This window comes from Pseudomonas sp. LBUM1663 (assembly GCF_059695905.1).
In genome coordinates this window covers 1,720,547-1,739,170 of sequence record NZ_CP166792.1, presented here as the reverse complement: position 1 = coordinate 1,739,170, position 18,624 = coordinate 1,720,547, and the positions used below count along the sequence as shown (strand labels likewise).

Here is an 18,624-nt window from a genome sequence, read left to right as displayed (position 1 = left end):
GTGAGCCAGTCCGCTCCCACAGGGACGCCGCCGTACCTGTGGGAGCGGGCTTGCCCGCGAAGGGGTCGGCAAAAACACCCCATCCTGGCGTTTAGTTTTTCTTCTTGATCAGCTTGCTCATATAGTACTTGAGGCTTAAACGATCTTTGGGCCTTGGCTTGTAATGGGTTTTGTTTCTTTGTGCGGGATCGGCCGCCACGGTTGCTGCGGTGTAGTAATAAAGCGCTACAGACCTGCGCGTGATGTGCTGCGGAGTCGTTAGAGGCTCTGGGTGCCCATGGTTGCTGTCTTTGTCTGTGTTGAAAATGACGCAGCGGTTATAAATCGGCAGGACTTTTTTAAGACAAGTCTTCATGTTGACATCCCAAAGCTCCAGGTTGCCGCCGTATTCCTCTTGCCAGTCTTCGTTAAGATAAATAATGGCATTCAGTCTGCGTTCAATATTAAGCTTTTTGTTAAGTCTGAAGTCCGAGTGCACACCCAGGAAACCACCCTTTTTTGTTTCATGCAGCCCGCCACCGGTAAAGTATGGGTCGGGTATCAAACCTTCGATGCCCGTCAGCTTTTCAAGAAACTGCAACATGGGTGCCGAGTTAAAGGCATTGAACACCGTCTTCAGATAGGGATCGCATTCGTTGGGGCTGATTTGCCGTTTGTGCTGACCTTTATAGCCACGCTCGTAGAGCATTTCGTTGTTGGTTGGCTCGACTGGGAAGTGCGCGCAGATACTCGCAATCAGGTCTTCCGGTAAAAAATCATCAATGACGATGTGTGGAAATGGCGTGGCCTGGACATAGCAACTGGCTAGTGAGTGACCAAAAGTGCTGGCGGCGTTCTGGTCGAAATCAAGCTCCGGGGAGAGGGTGATGGGTAGTGTTTTAGTGATGGGTGTCATTACCGCTCCAATAACCTGAACATAAAGACCTATGGATGACTTTTGGTAGTGTTGCCCACACTACTTGTTTCGTGCCTGCGACGTTTGACCTTTGCTATCGTCCTTGCTCAGACGCTCCAGGACGTTGTTGTACATCTTGGTGCGTCTATGAGTCGTTTCATAGCCTCCAGCTGCAGCTACAGTGCCGGACTGAATGTGATCGAGATAACTGAATATCTTACGCGGCGACAAAAGTTCAACAACATAACCAAGCTCGGTCATGCGGTCTTGGAGGGTATAGCCAGGCACACGATCATCCATCAAAAAATGCATGTCGTGCTGTTTGATCAGTTTGCAGTTCCATAACGTACAGAAGCTCTTCAGGTAAACTTCCCTGTACGGCTTTGGCTCTCTGGAGCGTAGCCCAAGGGAAAGTTTCGTACGTCTGAAGTGGTGTTTGAATAGTCGTGAACTAAAGCGCCAGAGGGTTCTAGTGATGCCGCGGTTTAATTGTTCTACACAACCAACGGCTATGACCTTCGGGTTCTTCATGCATTTGTTCAGCATCATCGAAAACACATTTTTATCAAAAATAAACGTATCGGTGTGCAGCAGAAATACGTAGTCGGTATCAATACGTTCCAACGCCATGTCGAGTGCTTTACCATGCGCGATATGGCCCTGTTCTGGTTCGGGAGTGGTTCGCTCGATCAGGTTGATCCAGTCAAGTGTACGCAAATACTCTGTGCTTTCATCGGCGGAATAGTTGTCAACCACCCATATCGGGACGCCGCTGTTGCCCACATGCTGATGCAGTAGATCTAAGCATATTTTGGTTATTTCGGGTGTCTTGTAGTTAACTACAACAATACTGAAAACTTTAGTTTTTTCAGCCAGAAAATCAGTGCCACCCATTGTTCACACACTCAATAATAGCTTGGAAATAGATGCTAAAAATAATCGCGCCTGTATCCAGCTGCTGTTTATTTTTTCACGCGCAAACTTTGCGTGGCCAGAAATCATCGTTTTGTTACACCGTTAACAGTCAGTGTCTAATCATCGTTGACTCAGACCTAATGGAGAGTAGTAAATGCGGTTTGCATCGTATAAGGGGCTAGTCTATAGGTAAACCTCGCTGAAATAATTCGTTACATCAAAAGACTCATTAGTCAAAGGTTCTTGAGTAGTGATGAGCTGGGTATCGGTAAGGCATTCAGCACACTCGTTTCGTCATACGGCATCCAGACACCTACAGAGCGTTCCCAATCAGGAAGGTCACACGTCGCGTAGTCGCACCAATCCGGCACTCGAGGGCGCACGCGAGTTAGTTTGTAGGGATGACCACATCACTGAATGGATCCTAGGTTACCCCCGGTGTTAGGATGTCGCCTCTCCGGTTTTTCCTAAAAAAAGCATATCGGGGGCGCAAGGAGATGACGACATTGTGTTGCCTGGCAAGCCTGCGCTCGGTTTGCTTGTTCTGCAGATAGTTCAGCTGGGGCAGGACACCCCCTATCTCGGTCAAGAGGACTGGGAATTTCACTCCGAAACCTTGAATCATCGACTACGACCTTTGCGTATGCATTCACTACGGGCATCAAGCAATCCTCGCCTAATCGTCCGTTCGGTATAGGTAGTAGATCTAGAGCTGTCAAATACAACAAATGTTGAATACAAAATAGCCCTCTGAGCGAGGGCTATTGGTAGTTCTTATATAACCGATTGTTCGGCAAAGAACCGAGGGTTTGCGTTTTTTATGCGGCGCTTACCGATTACTCAGGCTTGCGACGACCAAAGCCCGGACGCTGGCCCGAACCGGCCGGCGCACCACGGCGTTTGCCCGATGGCGCATCCTTGTCGACCAGAACTATGCCTGGGCGCTTTTTCGCCGGCGCCTTGGCCGGACGCTTGGTGTCGGAAGGACGGTCTGCCACTGGCGTACCGCGACCCGACTCACCACGAGACTCGCCACGACCGGCTGGAGCACCGCGATCACCGCGACCACCGCTTGGCGCACCACGGCCTTCGCCACGCTCGGTGCGACCATTGGCCGGACGTGGCGTGCGTGGACCGCGCTCGCCGTCAGCACGAGGTGCTGCTGGTTTGCGGGCTGGACGCTCGCCTTCGATGTGCGGTTCACGAGTATCACGTGGCGTAGCAGCGGTCTGGTTACCGATGGCTGGACGCAACGAACGCACGCGCTCGGTTTTGCCCATTGGACGCGACGATTTACGCTGCATGCGGTCGAGCTTGTCTTTGCTCTTGGCGTTCATCTGCGGCATGGCCACTGGGGTCAGGCCGACTTCAGCACTCAGAATGTCGACTTCGTACTGGCTCATTTCGCGCCAGCGGCCCATCGGCAGGTCGGAGTTGAGGAACACCGGACCGAAACGCACGCGCTTCAGCCGGCTGACCACCAAGCCCTGGGATTCCCACAGACGACGAACTTCGCGGTTGCGACCTTCCATCACCACGCAGTGGTACCAGTGGTTGAAACCTTCGCCACCTGGCGCTTGCTTGATGTCGGTGAACTTTGCCGGGCCGTCTTCTAGGACGACGCCTGCTTTCAGACGCTCGATCATCTCGTCATCGACTTCGCCACGCACACGTACCGCATATTCACGGTCCATTTCGTAGGACGGGTGCATCAGGCGGTTGGCCAACTCACCGTCGGTGGTGAACATCAGCAGGCCGGTAGTGTTGATGTCCAGACGACCGATGTTGATCCAGCGACCTTCTTTCGGGCGCGGCATCTTGTCGAAAACGGTCGGACGGCCTTCCGGATCAAGGCGGGTGCAGATTTCGCCGTCAGGCTTGTTGTACATGATCACGCGGCGGACCGACTCGGCGGCCTCTTCGCGCTTGATCACCTTGCCATCAATGGTGATGGCGTCGTGCATGTCGACGCGCTGCCCAAGGGTGGCGTCTTTGCCATTGACCTTGATGCGGCCGTGGCTGATCCAGGCTTCTACGTCACGGCGCGAGCCGACGCCGATACGGGCGAGGACTTTCTGCAGTTTTTCGCCTGCTGGGCCGATTTCCTGGTCGTCTTTCTGGTCGTTGATACTCATCTGGGCACCTCCCGGTGTGGTCTGTTCAGGCGGCCCTGAATTGAGCGTCCTGAAGCGATGTAAAACTGGGTACTTTGGCAAAGGGATCGCCAAAGGGTCGCGAATCATACGCTCATGGAAGCGTTCGCGCATCAAAGACTAGCTGATGAATGGAGACTTACTTGCCTTTCCGCCGACCGGTGGCGCCAAGTTTGATCAGCCTGAGCGCCGACTCCGCGAGCACCGTGCGCTTGTCAGCCTTGTCGAGCTTCTTCCAGGCCTTGATCTCGCGCTTGCTGCGGCCGCAGCCGAGGCAGATGTCGTCGGCGAATTTGCAGACGCTGATGCACGGGTCTTTGGTAGAACTCATCAATCACTCCAGACCGCACATTCCCCTGTGGGAGCGAGCTTGCCCGCGATTGCGGTGGATCAGACAACAATGATGTCGACTGACACATCCTCATCACGGGCGAGCCCGCTCCCACAGGGATCTCATTTGTTCTCAGGGTTGGGGTCAGTCGTCGAATTCGCGGCGTTCGGCTTCGATTGCTTCGGCCAGGGCGCGCGCTTCTGCTTCTTCGTCGCTTAATTCGGGCTCATGTCTGTGCTGTTCTAGAGCGGCAACAGCAGCCAGGAGTTTCTCGCGCGCTTCGGCGACGCCAAGCACGTCATCCTCAAGCTCTTCTTCCGGCTCTTCCTCGACTGTGGCTTCGGGCTCGGCCTGAAGTTCAACTTCGATCTCAGGCTCAGGCTGATCCAGCACCTCTTCGGAATCCGTCACCGCGCTATCGCGCAGGATGTCATCGAAGTCGGTCTTGATCCCCTCCTCCATGTTGTCCAGTTCCAGCAACAGCGTATGGAAACTGGTCTCCTCCTTGGGCTCTTCCGGTTCGGCGCTGGCATCGGCCAGGTCCTGCAAGCCTGCCGGCACCGGCGCATCGTCGAAATCGAGTACCGGATCAGGCTCCAGCTCACGCAACTCAGCCAGTGGTGGCAAATCGTCGAGATTCTTCAGGTTGAAGTGGTCGAGAAACGCCTTGGTGGTGGCGAACATCGCCGGTTTGCCAGGCACGTCGCGGTACCCGACGATGCGGATCCATTCGCGCTCCAGCAGAGTCTTGACGATGTGACTGTTGACCGCCACGCCCCGCACGTCTTCGATCTCGCCCCGGGTGATCGGCTGGCGATAGGCAATCAAGGCGATGGTTTCGAGCATGGCGCGGGAATAACGCTGCGGGCGTTCTTCCCACAAACGGCCTACCCACGGTGAGAACTTTTCGCGGATCTGCAGGCGATACCCGGAGGCCACTTCCTTCAACTCAAAGGCGCGGCCATCGCAGGACTTGGCCAGAATCGTCAGCGCTTTCTTGAAGACTGGCGGCTCAGGGCGCTCGCCCTCTTCGAAGAGTTCGAACAGGCGTTCAAGCGATTGCGGTTTTCCCGAGGCCAACAGAAAGGCTTCAAGCAATGGCGCCAGCTCGCGGGGTTCAGTCAGGTTCATGATTCAACTCGTTATTCGGCTCGGGCTCGCACGTGGATCGCCGCGAACGGCTCATTCTGCACCAGCTCGACCAAAGATTCCTTGACCAGTTCGAGGATCGCCATAAAGGTCACCACCACCCCCAGACGTCCTTCCTCAGCAGTGAACAGCTCGACAAAGGGCACGAAACCGCCGCCCTTGAGCCGCTCCAGCACATCGCTCATGCGTTCGCGGGTAGACAACGCCTCGCGGCTGACCTGGTGACTTTCGAACATGTCGCCACGGCGCAGGACCTCGGCCATGGACAGCAGCAGCTCAGACAAACGCACATCCGGCAACAGCTTGCGTGCCCGGGCTTCCGGGGCATCCAGCTTGGGCACCACCACGTCACGCCCGACGCGAGTCAGGCCATCGATGCCTTCGGCCGCCGCCTTGAAGCGTTCGTATTCCTGCAAGCGACGGATCAGTTCGGCGCGCGGGTCGTCTTCTTCGTCTTCGATGGTTTCGGCGCGAGGCAACAGCATCCGCGACTTGATCTCGGCCAGCATCGCGGCCATCACCAGATACTCGGCGGCCAGTTCCAGCCGCACCGACTGCATCAGCTCGACATAGCCCATGTACTGGCGCGTGATTTCCGCCACCGGGATGTCGAGGATGTTGATGTTCTGTTTGCGGATCAGGTACAGCAGCAGGTCGAGGGGGCCTTCAAAGGCTTCGAGAAACACCTCGAGCGCATCCGGCGGAATGTAAAGGTCCAGCGGCATTTCCATGACCGCTTGGCCATAGACCATGGCGAAGGGCAGCTCTTGCTGGGCACCGGCCTGACTGTCGACAACGGGTTCTACTGCAGACATCTACGCCTCGGCCATGAACGGCGTAGGGTCGCCGCAACCGACGCGGATCACTTCCGGTTCGCCGTCGGCGAGGTTAATCACGGTGGACGCCTTGATCCCGCCGAAACCGCCATCGATGATCAGGTCGACCTGATGCTCAAGCAATTGGCGCATTTCGTAAGGATCGCTCATCGGGTCGGTGTCGCCGGGCATGATCAGGGTCACGCTCATCAAGGGCTCGCCGAGTTCTTCCAGCAGCGCCAGGGCAATCGGATGGCTCGGTACCCGCAGACCGATGGTGCGTTTTTTCGGGTGCAACAACAGCCGCGGGACTTCACGGGTGGCGTTGAGAATGAAGGTGTAAGGCCCCGGCAGGTGCGCTTTGAGCAAGCGGAAGGTGCCGGTGTCGATCTTGGCGAACACCCCCAGTTGCGACAGGTCGCTGCAAATCAGTGCGAAGTTGTGTTTGTCGTCCAGCCCGCGCAAACGGCGCACGCGGTCCACGGCGTTCTTGTCGCCGATCTGGCAACCAATGGCGTAGGACGAGTCTGTGGGATAAATCACCACCCCGCCGTTGCGGATGATCTCGACAGCCTGTTTGATCAGGCGCGCTTGCGGGTTTTCCGGATGAATCTGGAAAAATTGACTCACATTCTCTACCTGTTCAGACGGCGGCAATAATTGGGTCATGTTTGAATCGACACCACAGTGGTGGCAGATCCTCCGGGAGCGGACGGTACTCGCCGATCTCGGACCAGCCTCCAGGGCCATGAAAATCACTGCCGGCGCTGACCAGCAGACCGAACTCGCGGGCAAGAATCGCCAGGCTGCCCACTTGCTCGGCGGGCTGATGGCCATTGACCACTTCAATGGCGTGGCCCCCGGCTTGAATATAGTCAGAAATCAGGCGGCGACGCTTGCTGCGAGTGAAATCGTAGTGCCACGGATGCGCCAGGCTGACCCAGGCTTTCGCGGCTCGCAGGGTTTCGACCGTGTCTTCCAGGGTCGGCCAGTGCTGCTTGACGTCGCCCAGCTTGCCGGCACCCAGCCATTTACGGAACGCTTCAGCGCGATCCTTGACGAAACCTTCACGCACCATCCAGTCGGCGAAGTGCGGGCGGGCCGGCGCATTGCCACTGTCGCCCAGTTCCTGCTGGACGGCCCGGGCACCTTCCAGCGCGCCGGGCATGCCTTTCAATGCCAGCTTGCGGCTTATTTCTTCGGACCGCAGCCAGCGGCCGTCGTGCAATTTGGCGATCGCCTCGACCAACGGTTCGGCATTGACATCAAATCCGTAGCCGAGCACATGAATGGTCGCGCCGCCCCAGGTGCAGGACAATTCGACGCCGTTGACCAGTTGCATCCCCAGCGCGGTCGCCGCACTACGGGCCTCATCGAGGCCCTCAAGGGTGTCGTGATCGGTCAAGGCCAGGACTCGCACGCCTTTTTCGAACGCACGCGCCACCAGGACAGCAGGCGCGAGAGCGCCATCAGAGGCGGTGCTATGGCAGTGCAAGTCGACATTCACGGGGATGTGTTACCTCAAATCAGCTGGCGCTATCGCGCGCCCATATGTTTGTTATTATGCCGCCACATCCTGCTTCTGGCTGCCACTGTGAAACAATTCATCGATTTCATCCCGCTCCTGCTGTTTTTCATCGTTTTCAAAATTGATCCACGGGTCGTCGACATCGGCGGTCATCAATTGACTGTAGGCGGTATTTACAGCGCCACCGCGATGCTGATCATCAGCTCCCTGGTGGTTTACGGTGCGCTGTTCATCAAGCAGCGCAAGCTGGAAAAGAGCCAATGGCTGACCCTCATCGCCTGCCTGGTCTTCGGAAGCCTGACCCTGGCGTTCCACAGCGAAACCTTCCTGAAGTGGAAAGCGCCGGTGGTCAACTGGCTGTTCGCCCTGGCGTTCATTGGCAGCCACTTCATCGGTGATCAACTGCTGATCAAGCGCATCATGGGCCACGCACTGACCCTGCCAGACCTGGTCTGGACGCGTCTGAACATCGCCTGGATCGGTTTTTTCCTGTTTTGCGGTGCTGCCAACCTGTTCGTCGCGTTCACGTTCCAGAGCTACTGGGTCGACTTCAAAGTCTTCGGCAGCCTGGGCATGACGTTGCTGTTCCTGGTCGCCCAGGGCATTTACCTGTCCCGCCACTTGCACGACGCCGATACCACCACGCCAAAAACCGAGGACTGACATGCTTTACGCAATCATTGCCACAGACGTCGCCAACTCCCTGGAAGCCCGCCTGGCCGCACGGCCTGCCCACCTTGAGCGCCTGCAAGTGCTCAAGGGCGAAGGTCGTATCGTATTGGCCGGTCCGCACCCGGCGGTCGACAGCAATGACCCGGGCGCGGCGGGCTTCACTGGCAGCCTGATCGTCGCCGAGTTCGATTCCCTGAGCGCCGCCCAGGCCTGGGCCGATGCGGATCCGTACATCGCCGCGGGCGTCTACGCCAACGTTTCGGTCAAGCCGTTCAAGCAAGTCCTGCCGTAAATCGCGCCCGCGCGATGAACCCTGCCGGTTCATCGCGCGCTCAACGCTCATTATTCTCGTTTGCCGGCCGACAACCTGCCCAATACTCGTATTGGAATCAGGAGTGGCGATGCGCAAAGGTCCGTTGTGTCTGATGTTGGTGACGTTGTCGATGGTGGCGCCTGCCCACGGTGAAGAAAGCGCCGAGGGCCACAGTTCGACGCCGCTGTCGCTGAGCGCCGGGAGCCAGATCACTGAGTTGCAGCAGCGCTTGAAGGCAAGTGAGCAGCAACGAGAAGAACTGAGCAAACAACTGCAAAATACCGACAGTGAACGTGAAAGCGCTCAGCTGGGCCGGTTGCGCCAAGAGAACCAGCGCCTCAAGCTGCAACTTAAGGAAACCCAGGCCAGCAACCCGCTGCCACGTCTGCTGACTGATCAGCAGCAATGGTTTGTAATCGGTGGTGGAGTTGCGCTATTGGCCCTTCTCTGCGGTATCTTCGCCAGTGGTGCCACCAGAAAACGTCGGCAATGGCTAAATTGAGTGAGTGATGAGCGAGCTGTTATTAATTGATGATGACCAGGAGCTGTGCGAGCTCCTGAGCAGTTGGCTGAGCCAGGAAGGCTTTCAGGTCCGTGCCTGTCACGACGGCCAGAGTGCTCGCCGTGCGCTGGCCGAAACCTCCCCCGCCGCCGTGGTACTGGACGTGATGCTGCCGGACGGCAGCGGTCTGGAACTGCTCAAGCAATTGCGCAGCGACCACCCGGACCTGCCGGTGCTGATGCTGTCTGCCCGTGGCGAACCACTGGATCGTATCCTCGGCCTGGAACTCGGCGCCGACGATTACCTGGCCAAGCCGTGCGACCCACGGGAACTGACAGCCCGTCTGCGCGCCGTACTGCGCCGCAGTCATCCGACGGCGGTGTCCAGCCAGCTCGAACTGGGCGACCTGTGCTTCAGCCCGGTGCGTGGAGTGGTCAGCATCGACGAACAGGAATTCACCCTCACCGTCTCCGAAAGCCGTCTGCTGGAAGCCCTGCTCAAGCAACCAGGCGAGCCCCTGGACAAACAGGACTTGGCGCAAATCGCCCTCGGCCGCAAGCTGACCCTGTACGACCGCAGCCTGGACATGCACGTCAGCAACCTGCGCAAAAAAATCGGCCCGCACCCCGACGGCCGCCCGCGCATCGTTGCCCTGCGCAGTCGCGGCTATTACTACAGCCTCTGAATCCGAATACGGTCCGTCGTAGCAGCTGTCGAGCCCCGACGAGGCTGCGTTCGGCTGCGTAGCAGTCGTAAAACCTGAGCACGAGGTTTACCTGAAAAACCGCATCGCCTGATTTCACGACTGCTTCGCAGCCGAACGCAGCCTCGCCGGGGCTCGACAGCTGCTACGACGGTCATGTTTCGTCAGGGATAGGGATTTGTCAGTTCGGTGAGAAATCGTCTTTACCCAAGCTTTACGCTCCGCTGACCGCCGCTGACCTTGATCTCCGTAATCTGAACTCATCCGGAACGTACCGGGAACGAGACAAGGAGATTCACCATGCGCAAGACTCTTATCGCTCTGATGTTCGCTGCCGCCCTGCCGACCGTTGCCATGGCCATGCCTGAAGGTGCCGGCCCGATGGGTGGCCCGATGGACGGCCCGCGCCACGGCGGTCAGATGCACGGCATGCACGGTAAAGGCCCGTACAGCCAGCTGGACCTGAGCCGCGAACAGCGTGAGCAGATCCGCAAAATCATGGGCGAGCAGATGCACGAGCGTAAGCAAGTGGTCGAGAAGTACCTGGAGAAACTCTCGCCAGCCGACCAGAAAGCCATGAAGGACGAAATGGCCGCCAACCACAAAAAAGCCGAAGCCGATGTCCGTGGCCTGCTGAAACCGGATCAACAGAAGAAATTCGACGAGATCCAGAAGAAACAGGCTGAACGCCGCGCCGAATGGGCCGAGTTCAAGGCGTGGAAAGCGCAACAACCGCAAAAAGCGCAATAATGCGCTGACCCCGGACCCGACGGCTAACCCCGTCGGGTCTTTTGCCATTGTAGGAGCGAGCGATGCGGCGATCCGACTTGCCCGCGAAAGCGATTTAACATTCAACACCTCTGTTGATCATAAAATCGTTTTCGCGGGCAAGCCTCGTTCCTACAGGTCGGCCCGCTCCCCCATGGGATTTGTGATTGTTTGAGGATTTTCTGTGCGCTCATTGTTCTGGCGTATCCTGGCCAGCTTCTGGCTGGCCATCGCTCTGGTTGCAGGGCTTTCCATTCTGCTGGGGCATATGCTCAACCAGGACGCGTGGATTCTCAGCCGCCACCCGGGCCTCAACACCCTGGCCGAACAGTGGACGCAAACCTACGAAGCCCAGGGAGAGGAAGCAGCCCAGGACATTCTGGAACAGCGCAAGCGCCAGTATCACATCGACGTTCAGGTGCTCAACGAAAGTGGGGATCCGGTGGTGCGCGGCACCTTCCCCCGGCGTGCGGCCGCTTTCGAAGCACGACAGAACAACGATGATCGTCGCCTGCCGTGGCGACGTCTGACCGACGAATACACCAGCGCCAAGACGGGCGACACCTACCTGCTGATCTACCGCATCCCGCACCCGGAACTGGACGCCTGGCACCGCGAAAGCCTGCTCTGGCCGCTGAGTGCGCTGGGCATTGCGCTGGTGGTGCTGACCCTCTTCAGCCTGTTCGTGACCCTTTCCATCACTCGCCCGCTGAACCGCTTGCGCGGCGCGGTGCATGACCTTGGGCAAACCACCTATCAGCAGAACAGCCTGGTGAAACTGGCCAACCGGCGCGACGAATTTGGTGTATTGGCCAACGACTTCAACCGCATGGGTGCGCGCCTGCAAAGTCTGATCGGCAGCCAACGACAATTGCTGCGCGATGTGTCCCATGAACTGCGTTCACCGCTGGCGCGACTGCGCATTGCCCTGGCACTGGCCGAACGGGCCACACCCGAAGAACGGGAGAAGCTCGCGCCACGCTTGACCCGTGAATGCGATCGACTGGAGGCCTTGATCAGCGAAATCCTGGTATTGGCGCGGGTCGATGCCGACAACGCCAGCGCTGAAGAAGTGGATCTGAATGCGCTGCTCAATACACTGCAAAAGGATGCGCAATTGGGTTCACCTGAGCAGACTGTTCACCTCAACGCCGAACCGCAGCTGAACCTCAAGGGCTGGCCTACGATGATCGAGCGCGCCGTCGACAACCTGCTGCGCAACGCTCAACGCTTCAACCCCGTGGGGCAGTCGATAGAAATGCAGGCGGTGCGCCAGGGCGAGCGGATTGTGGTCAGCGTCAGGGACCATGGGCCCGGTGTCGATGCCGAGCATCTGACTCAGTTGGGTGAGCCATTCTATCGGGCGCCCGGGCAGACGGCGGCCGGGCATGGTTTGGGATTGGCCATTGCGCGACGCGCGGCAGAGCGGCATGGCGGGAGTCTGGTACTGGCCAATCATCCGCAAGGCGGGTTCATTGCCAGCCTGGAATTACCGTTGGTGCCGGGAGCGGTAGTTCAGCCGTAATCCCTGTGGGAGCGGGCTTGCCCGCGATGGCGGTGGCACCTTCAACATATCAGTGCCTGACATTACGCTATCGCGGGCAAGCCCGCTCCCACAGGGAAATCGTTTCTTCAGTTACTTCCCGGCCAGGCGCTGACGAACTCGGCCAGGTCAACTTTCTCTGCCACACGCGGTTCTTTCTGCGGCGTGCCCAGGTACAGGAAAGCGATCACCTCTTCCCCTTCCGCCAACCCCAGCCCCTTGGCCACATGCGCCGAATAGGCTAGATCCCCTGTGCGCCAAACCGCGCCAATGCCTTGCGCGTAAGCGGCCAGCAGAATTCCGTGAGCCGCACACCCCGCTGCCAGCAATTGTTCGGATTTCGGGTATTTGACGTGGTCCTGCAATCGCGCGATCACCACAACCACCAGCGGTGCGCGCAACGGACCGTTACGCGCTTTGTCCAGCGCCGCCTCGGACACCTCGCTGTCTTGCAGCTTCGCCGCTTCGGCCAGCAACTCGCCCATTTGCTCGCGCGCCGCACCTTCGACTGTCAGGAAACGCCAAGGCTGCAAATGGCCGTGGTCCGGCGCACGCATCGCGGCAGAAAACAGCACTTCACGCTGCGCTGCGGTAGGTGCCGGTTCGAGCAGTCGTGGAACGGAAACACGGTTGAGCAAAGCGTCGAGAGCCTGCATCGGCCACCTCCAGAAAAATATGTGCGGCTATTCTAGCTTCAACTGCCGTGGCAGTGCCGGTTTACATGCCCTGCCCCGCAGGTAGAATGGCGGCCTTCCCTTCTTCAGCCCGAGCGGACTTCATGGCGTTGCCGACCTTACGGATTATTGGTTTCATCATCGGCATCTTCCTGATCACGCTGGCCATCGCCATGGTCGTGCCCATGGCCACCCTGGTGATTTTCGAGCGCACGAGCGATCTGCCGTCGTTCCTCTGGGCGAGCATGATTACCTTCCTCGCGGGATTAGCCCTGGTCATCCCCGGCCGTCCCGAACACATTCATCTGCGCCCGCGAGACATGTACTTGCTGACTGTCAGCAGCTGGGTGGTGGTGTGCATCTTCGCTGCGCTGCCGTTCCTGCTGACCCAGCGCATCAGCTACACCGACTCGTTCTTCGAAAGCATGTCCGGCATCACGGCCACCGGGTCAACGGTGCTCACGGGCCTGGACACCATGTCCCCCGGCATCCTGATGTGGCGCTCGTTGTTGCACTGGATCGGCGGCATCGGCTTTATCGGCATGGCGGTGGCAATTCTGCCGCTGCTGCGCATCGGTGGCATGCGGCTGTTCCAGACCGAGTCGTCGGATCGCTCCGAAAAGGTCATGCCCCGTTCGCACATGGTGGCGCGTTTGATCGTCGCGGCTTATGTGGGCATCACCATTCTCGGCAGCCTGGCGTTCTGGTGGGCCGGGATGAGCCCGTTCGACGCGATCAACCACGCGATGTCGGCGATCTCCACGGGTGGGTTCTCCACCTCGGACCAGTCCCTGGCGAAGTGGACGCAACCGGCGGTGCACTGGGTGGCGATTGTCATCATGATTCTCGGCAGCCTGCCGTTCACCTTGTACGTGGCGACCTTGCGCGGCAACCGTCGGGCACTGATCAAGGATCAGCAGGTTCAAGGCTTGCTCGGCATGTTGCTGGTGACCTGGCTGGTGCTCGGCACCTGGTACTGGTGGACCACCCAACTGCATTGGCTGGAGGCGTTGCGGCATGTGGCGCTGAACGTGACCTCGGTCGTCACCACGACAGGATTTGCACTGGGGGACTACAGCCTCTGGGGCAACTTCTCGCTGATGTTGTTCTTCTATCTGGGGTTTGTCGGCGGTTGTTCGGGCTCGACGGCTGGCGGAATCAAGATCTTCCGTTTCCAGGTCGCCTATATCCTGCTCAAGGCCAACCTTAACCAATTGATTCACCCACGCGCGGTGATCAAGCAGAAGTACAACGGCCACCGTCTCGACGAAGAGATCGTACGTTCGATCCTGACTTTCTCGTTCTTCTTCGCCATCACCATCTGCGTGATTGCATTGCTGCTGTCGCTGCTCGGCGTCGACTGGATGACTGCCCTCACCGGCGCGGCCAGCACTGTGTCCGGTGTCGGCCCGGGATTGGGCGAGACCATCGGCCCGGCGGGCAACTTCGCCACCCTGCCGGACGCCGCCAAGTGGATTCTCTCGTTCGGCATGCTGCTGGGCCGACTGGAGATCATTACGGTGTTTGTTCTGTGTATTCCTGCGTTCTGGCGGCACTGACAACCGCCGGCGTTTCCATCAGCCGCGCCCGGTACTCGCCGGGCGTGGCGTCGAACCAGCGCCTGAAGGCGCGGAAGAAGTTGCTCGGATCGGCAAACCCCAACAGGTAGGCAATTTCCAGCAGGGTCATGGTGGGCTGCGCCAGGTACTGCTCGGCCAGTTCACGTCGCGTGTCGTCGAGCAAGGTTTGAAAACTCGTGCCTTCTTCCTGCAAACGGCGCTGCAAGGTGCGTTGCGACAGGTGCAGCGTCTGCGCCACCGTATCGCGCTTGGGTTCGCCCTGGGGCAGCAACCGGCACAGCACCTGGCGCGCCTTGTGGGTCACGCGGCTCTCGGAAAACCGCGCCAGGTATTCGCCGGCAAAGCGGTCGTGCAACAGCGCCATCGCCTCGTTGGCCGTCGGCAGCGGCGCTTCCATGTCGGCGCGTTCGAAGATCAAGGCGTCATAGGCCGCGTTGAACACCAACGGCGCATGGAACGCTTGTTTATAGGGTTCGAGATCGACAGGCTGATCGCCCTGGATCAGCACCTTGCGCGGTTGCAGCGTGCGCCCGGTCAACCAGCCGCACAGCGCCAACGCACAGGCCAGCGACGCTTCGGCGCTCTGTCGGGTCGGCGGCAAGTGATCGCCATGCACCGTCAGAATCAGCGCATAACCTTCATCCAGCAGTCGGAAACTCAGGTCGGCACTTTCGGCAATGATGCGCTGATAACGCACCAGCCGCTGAAAGCCTTCGGCCAGGGTCTGGCTGGACATCAGCGCGTAGCCGGCGACATGGAAGGATGCCGGTCGCACCACCTTGCCCATGTTCAGGCCAATCGCCGGGTTGCCGGACAGCTCGACCGCGCGCTGCCACAGGCGTGTCATGGAATCTTGCGGGAAGCGCGCATCCGGATCATTCAGAGACGCGTAGTCGAGCCCCAGCTGCTTGAACAGAACCCGGCAATCCAGGCCGTCCATCTCCAGAGCTTTGACAATCCCCATCGCCCAGCTTGCAGAAGTCGTTCGTTCGCTCATGGCGTTTTCTTACTGATTAGTGAGCCGTCTACCGCGGCAAGTTTTCGAAGGATACTAAAGTGGCGCCCATTGTCACTGGCTGATGCCAATGATCACTCTAGACTCAAATAGGCTACCCGCAGAACAACTTGCAATCAGAACAACAACCACAGAGATCGCAGTCGTGGAAAACGTCAAACGTTTCACCAGCTTCGCTGAGTTTTACCCGTACTACCTCAGTGAACACAGCAACAGCACCTGTCGACGATTGCACTTTGTCGGCACCAGCCTGGTCATCTTCATTCTGGTGCTGACCATCGGCAAAGGCGCCTGGTTGATGTTGCTCGCCTTGCCGCTGGCGGGTTACAGCTTCGCGTGGGTCGGGCATTTCTTTTTTGAGAAAAACCGTCCCGCCACGTTTCAGCATCCTCTTTACAGCCTGCTCGGCGACTTTGTCATGTATCGCGACATGATCCTGGGTCGCGTGCCGTTCTAGGCTCCACTGGCCATCAAAGCGTCCTGCGCAGCCAGTGCGACATTGGATCCAAGTCCTACACTCAAGACATCCCTTTCGATTAGAACAAGAGGATAGCTGATGAACGCCAATGCACGATTCACCCACATGCAGGATGGCACGCAGGAAGACTGGGCGATCATCGCCGCCGACTTCAGTGCCTACGCCAGGCAGTTGCCGTCACGGATTGTGGCGCACCTGAAATTGCTGGAGGGTGATTTTGGCGGCTTCCCGGTGGATCGGCTGACCCATTCCTTGCAGACTGCCAGCCGTGCCTGGCGCGATGGCCGGGATGAAGAATACGTGGTCTGCGCGCTGCTTCACGACATCGGCGACACGCTCGGTTCCTACAACCATCCGGACATCGCCGCGGCGATCCTCAAGCCGTTCGTCAGCCCCGAGAACCTGTGGATGGTGGAGAAACACGGGATATTCCAAGGGTATTACTTCTTCCATCACCTGGGAATGGATCGGCATTTGCGCGAACAATTCAGCGGGCATCCGCAGTATCAGGCGACCATCGAGTTCTGCGCCAAATATGACGCGGCGGCGTTTGATCCGGCCTACGAGACATTACCGCTGAGTTTCTTTGAGCCGATGATGGAGCGCTTGTTTGCGCACCCCAAGCATTCGATCTACAAGGCGGCGATGGAAGAACATTCGCCAGCCTGATAGATCCGGGGGGACCGCTGCGCGGTCCATCGCGAGCAGGCTCGCTCCCACAGGTGTCCGAGTCCGTTCAGGTCAATACGGTGAAAATTGTGGGAGCGGGCTTGCCCGCGAAGAGGCCAGCTCAGACACTACATTGCTAACAGACTATGCCGGCTCTGCGACTTTAATAGCCTTCAACTCTGCCTCCCGCGCCTGTGCATCCGCCAACCGGTACAACTCGATCGACCCGTCCCAATGCTCGATCAACGCCGTGCACGACTCCACCCAATCCCCGCAATTGAGGTAGTCCACCCCACCGACCTTGCGAATCTCGGCATGGTGAATATGCCCGCACACCACCCCATGCAACTCGCGTTTGACGCACTCGTGGGCGATGGCTTCTTCAAAGTCGCTGATAAAACTGACCGCCGTTTTCACCTTGTGCTTGAGATAGGCCGACAGCGACCAGTAGCCGTAGCCATAACGCGCGCGCCAGTGATTCAGCCAGCGGTTGAGGGTCAGGGTGAATTCGTAGGCCGAGTCGCCGAGAAAGGCCAGCCAGCGGTGATACCGGGTAATCACGTCGAACTGGTCGCCATGAATCACCAGCAGATGGCGGCCATCGGCGGTCACGTGCACCGCTTCGTCCACCAGTTGGATGTTGCCCAAGATCAGCTTCGAGTAGCGGCGCAGGAATTCGTCGTGGTTACCGGTGACATAGATCACCTCGGTGCCACGCTTGCTCATGGTCAGCAGGCGGCGGATCACGTTGGTGTGCGCCTGAGGCCAGTACATGCCGCCGCGCAGTTTCCAGCCGTCGATGATGTCGCCGACCAGGTAGATCTTGTCCGCGTGGTAGCCCTTGAGAAACTGCGACAGGTGTTCGGCCTGGCAGTCTCGCGTGCCCAGATGCACGTCGGAAATCCACAAGGTCCGCACACGTTGCTTACGGCTGGGTTTGGCGAGCTCGGCGCTGGTCATGGGCAACCCTCAGGACAAGTTTTGGCAAGCTTGCGTGGTTTGGGTTAATGGCCCATGACAGCTGCGAGTCAATCCTGTGACAACGCCCGGCCGGTGTAGACTGGCCGCATCTTGACCGGGAGACCTGCGATGAGACCGATCCTCACGCTGCGCCAGTACACCAAGGACCTGATCGTCCACAGCCACGACCACGCGCAACTGGTGTTCGGGTTGTCGGGTGCGCTGGACTTTGAAGTCGGCGGGCATGGCAGCCAGGTGGTTCAGCAGAGTTTCGTGGTGGTGCCGTCGGGCTTTCATCACGCCTGCGGCAGCAGCAATGGCAGCCGTTGCCTGGTGCTGGATATACCGAGCGATCAATGGGTTTCGCAGTCCCTTGGGGATCACGCCGACGCCAGCCGCCGTTTGCTCGACAACGCCGGGCGCCTGCCGCTGGACGCTGGGCAAAGCCAATTGGTGAGCTGGCTGGCGGGCAGCCAGGTCAGTGACCCGTTGATTGCCCAGCAGGGCGCGGTGCTGTTATTGGCCAACCTCAACAACGCCAAGCCCGACATCGTGGGCGGTCGGCGCCTGCCGTATGCGGCGCTGAATGCGCATATCGATCAGTACGCGGCTTATCCATTGCAGGTCGCCGATCTGGCGCGTGTTGCCGGGCTGTCCAGCGCCCGGTTGCATGCGCGGTTTGTCGCTGAATGCGGGCAGACACCTATGGATTACATCCGCAGTCGGCGGCTGCATAGTGCGGTGGGACTGTTGCGGGATTCGCCATTACCGATCGGCGAGATTGCCAGCCGGGTCGGTTACAGTTCCCAGAGTGCATTTGCAGCGGCAGTGTTGCGCGAGTTTGGGGCGACTCCGGGCAAACTGCGGCGCGAGGCTGGCGACAAAAGTCGATAGTTTGCCGACAGACTCAGCGAGTATGGCGCGGTTCAATGTCCCCCTCTGTTTGTCTTGTTGTTAAGGA

21 protein-coding genes are annotated in these 18,624 nt (G+C 58.8%); 10 read left to right on the top strand and 11 right to left on the bottom strand.

The window, feature by feature from the left end; translation table 11 throughout:
- Nucleotides 1–91: 91 nt before the first annotated feature.
- The 8 genes from ACA075_RS07785 to ACA075_RS07750 all read right to left on the bottom strand — a co-directional run bounded on the left by ACA075_RS07785 (nt 92) and on the right by ACA075_RS07750 (nt 7,765).
- Nucleotides 92–895: a 2OG-Fe(II) oxygenase gene (locus ACA075_RS07785; protein WP_497297992.1), complete on the bottom strand. Its 804-nt coding sequence runs from the start codon at nt 893–895 to the stop codon at nt 92–94.
- 60 nt (nt 896–955) lie between these two features.
- A complete protein-coding gene (locus ACA075_RS07780) occupies nt 956–1,789 on the bottom strand; it encodes a glycosyltransferase (protein ID WP_094467956.1) in 834 nt (277 codons plus the stop codon).
- 857 nt (nt 1,790–2,646) lie between these two features.
- Nucleotides 2,647–3,945, bottom strand: a complete 1,299-nt coding sequence (rluB, locus tag ACA075_RS07775) for a 23S rRNA pseudouridine(2605) synthase RluB (protein WP_497297990.1) — start codon at nt 3,943–3,945, stop codon at nt 2,647–2,649.
- Nucleotides 3,946–4,102: 157 nt separating this feature from the next.
- A complete protein-coding gene (locus ACA075_RS07770; protein ID WP_497297989.1) occupies nt 4,103–4,294 on the bottom strand; it encodes a DUF1289 domain-containing protein in 192 nt (63 codons plus the stop codon).
- 144 nt (nt 4,295–4,438) lie between these two features.
- On the bottom strand, nt 4,439–5,425 hold the full coding sequence (gene scpB, locus ACA075_RS07765) for an SMC-Scp complex subunit ScpB (protein WP_497297988.1): 987 nt from the start codon (nt 5,423–5,425) through the stop codon (nt 4,439–4,441).
- Between the two features lie 11 nt (nt 5,426–5,436).
- Entirely contained in the window at nt 5,437–6,258 is an 822-nt protein-coding gene (locus tag ACA075_RS07760; RefSeq protein ID WP_497297987.1) for a segregation and condensation protein A, read from the bottom strand.
- Complete coding sequence (locus ACA075_RS07755) at nt 6,259–6,888, bottom strand: L-threonylcarbamoyladenylate synthase (RefSeq protein WP_219095127.1); 630 nt, start codon at nt 6,886–6,888, stop codon at nt 6,259–6,261.
- Nucleotides 6,889–6,901: 13 nt separating this feature from the next.
- Nucleotides 6,902–7,765, bottom strand: coding sequence for a PHP domain-containing protein (locus ACA075_RS07750; RefSeq protein WP_497297986.1), 864 nt, complete (start codon nt 7,763–7,765; stop codon nt 6,902–6,904).
- Nucleotides 7,766–7,852: 87 nt separating this feature from the next.
- Here ACA075_RS07750 and ACA075_RS07745 point away from each other — a divergent pair, with 87 nt between their 5' ends.
- The 6 genes from ACA075_RS07745 to ACA075_RS07720 all read left to right on the top strand — a co-directional run bounded on the left by ACA075_RS07745 (nt 7,853) and on the right by ACA075_RS07720 (nt 12,269).
- Complete coding sequence (locus ACA075_RS07745) at nt 7,853–8,449, top strand: septation protein A (protein WP_219095129.1); 597 nt, start codon at nt 7,853–7,855, stop codon at nt 8,447–8,449.
- Between the two features lies 1 nt (nt 8,450).
- Complete coding sequence (locus ACA075_RS07740; RefSeq protein ID WP_008156126.1) at nt 8,451–8,750, top strand: YciI family protein; 300 nt, start codon at nt 8,451–8,453, stop codon at nt 8,748–8,750.
- Between the two features lie 109 nt (nt 8,751–8,859).
- Nucleotides 8,860–9,273 carry an SH3 domain-containing protein gene (locus ACA075_RS07735; protein ID WP_497297985.1) on the top strand — a complete coding sequence of 138 codons (414 nt, stop codon included), beginning with the start codon at nt 8,860–8,862 and terminating at the stop codon, nt 9,271–9,273.
- 7 nt (nt 9,274–9,280) lie between these two features.
- Nucleotides 9,281–9,958, top strand: a complete 678-nt coding sequence (locus tag ACA075_RS07730; RefSeq protein WP_010461945.1) for a response regulator transcription factor — start codon at nt 9,281–9,283, stop codon at nt 9,956–9,958.
- A 318-nt stretch (nt 9,959–10,276) separates the two neighbouring features.
- Nucleotides 10,277–10,726 (top strand): Spy/CpxP family protein refolding chaperone, encoded by a 450-nt coding sequence (locus ACA075_RS07725; RefSeq protein ID WP_497297984.1) that lies wholly within the window; start codon nt 10,277–10,279, stop codon nt 10,724–10,726.
- A 202-nt stretch (nt 10,727–10,928) separates the two neighbouring features.
- Nucleotides 10,929–12,269 carry a sensor histidine kinase gene (locus ACA075_RS07720; RefSeq protein WP_497297983.1) on the top strand — a complete coding sequence of 447 codons (1,341 nt, stop codon included), beginning with the start codon at nt 10,929–10,931 and terminating at the stop codon, nt 12,267–12,269.
- 107 nt (nt 12,270–12,376) lie between these two features.
- Here ACA075_RS07720 and ACA075_RS07715 read toward each other — a convergent pair whose 3' ends face one another.
- Nucleotides 12,377–12,943 (bottom strand): nitroreductase family protein, encoded by a 567-nt coding sequence (locus ACA075_RS07715; RefSeq protein WP_497297982.1) that lies wholly within the window; start codon nt 12,941–12,943, stop codon nt 12,377–12,379.
- A 122-nt stretch (nt 12,944–13,065) separates the two neighbouring features.
- Here ACA075_RS07715 and ACA075_RS07710 point away from each other — a divergent pair, with 122 nt between their 5' ends.
- Nucleotides 13,066–14,520: a TrkH family potassium uptake protein gene (locus ACA075_RS07710; RefSeq protein WP_497297980.1), complete on the top strand. Its 1,455-nt coding sequence runs from the start codon at nt 13,066–13,068 to the stop codon at nt 14,518–14,520.
- Here the strand turns inward: ACA075_RS07710 and ACA075_RS07705 are convergent.
- The gene (locus tag ACA075_RS07705; RefSeq protein WP_497297979.1) at nt 14,477–15,538 is read right to left on the bottom strand and encodes an AraC family transcriptional regulator; all 1,062 of its coding nucleotides are present in this window, start codon (nt 15,536–15,538) and stop codon (nt 14,477–14,479) included. The genes ACA075_RS07710 and ACA075_RS07705 overlap by 44 nt on opposite strands.
- A 163-nt stretch (nt 15,539–15,701) precedes the next feature.
- Here ACA075_RS07705 and ACA075_RS07700 point away from each other — a divergent pair, with 163 nt between their 5' ends.
- On the top strand, nt 15,702–16,013 hold the full coding sequence (locus ACA075_RS07700) for an Mpo1-like protein (protein WP_497297978.1): 312 nt from the start codon (nt 15,702–15,704) through the stop codon (nt 16,011–16,013).
- Nucleotides 16,014–16,112: 99 nt separating this feature from the next.
- Nucleotides 16,113–16,703: an HD domain-containing protein gene (locus ACA075_RS07695; protein WP_497297977.1), complete on the top strand. Its 591-nt coding sequence runs from the start codon at nt 16,113–16,115 to the stop codon at nt 16,701–16,703.
- 144 nt (nt 16,704–16,847) lie between these two features.
- Here ACA075_RS07695 and ACA075_RS07690 read toward each other — a convergent pair whose 3' ends face one another.
- Nucleotides 16,848–17,663 (bottom strand): UDP-2,3-diacylglucosamine diphosphatase, encoded by an 816-nt coding sequence (locus tag ACA075_RS07690; RefSeq protein ID WP_283190225.1) that lies wholly within the window; start codon nt 17,661–17,663, stop codon nt 16,848–16,850.
- Nucleotides 17,664–17,792: 129 nt separating this feature from the next.
- Here ACA075_RS07690 and ACA075_RS07685 point away from each other — a divergent pair, with 129 nt between their 5' ends.
- Nucleotides 17,793–18,557: a helix-turn-helix transcriptional regulator gene (locus tag ACA075_RS07685; protein WP_497297976.1), complete on the top strand. Its 765-nt coding sequence runs from the start codon at nt 17,793–17,795 to the stop codon at nt 18,555–18,557.
- Nucleotides 18,558–18,624 lie beyond the last annotated feature (67 nt).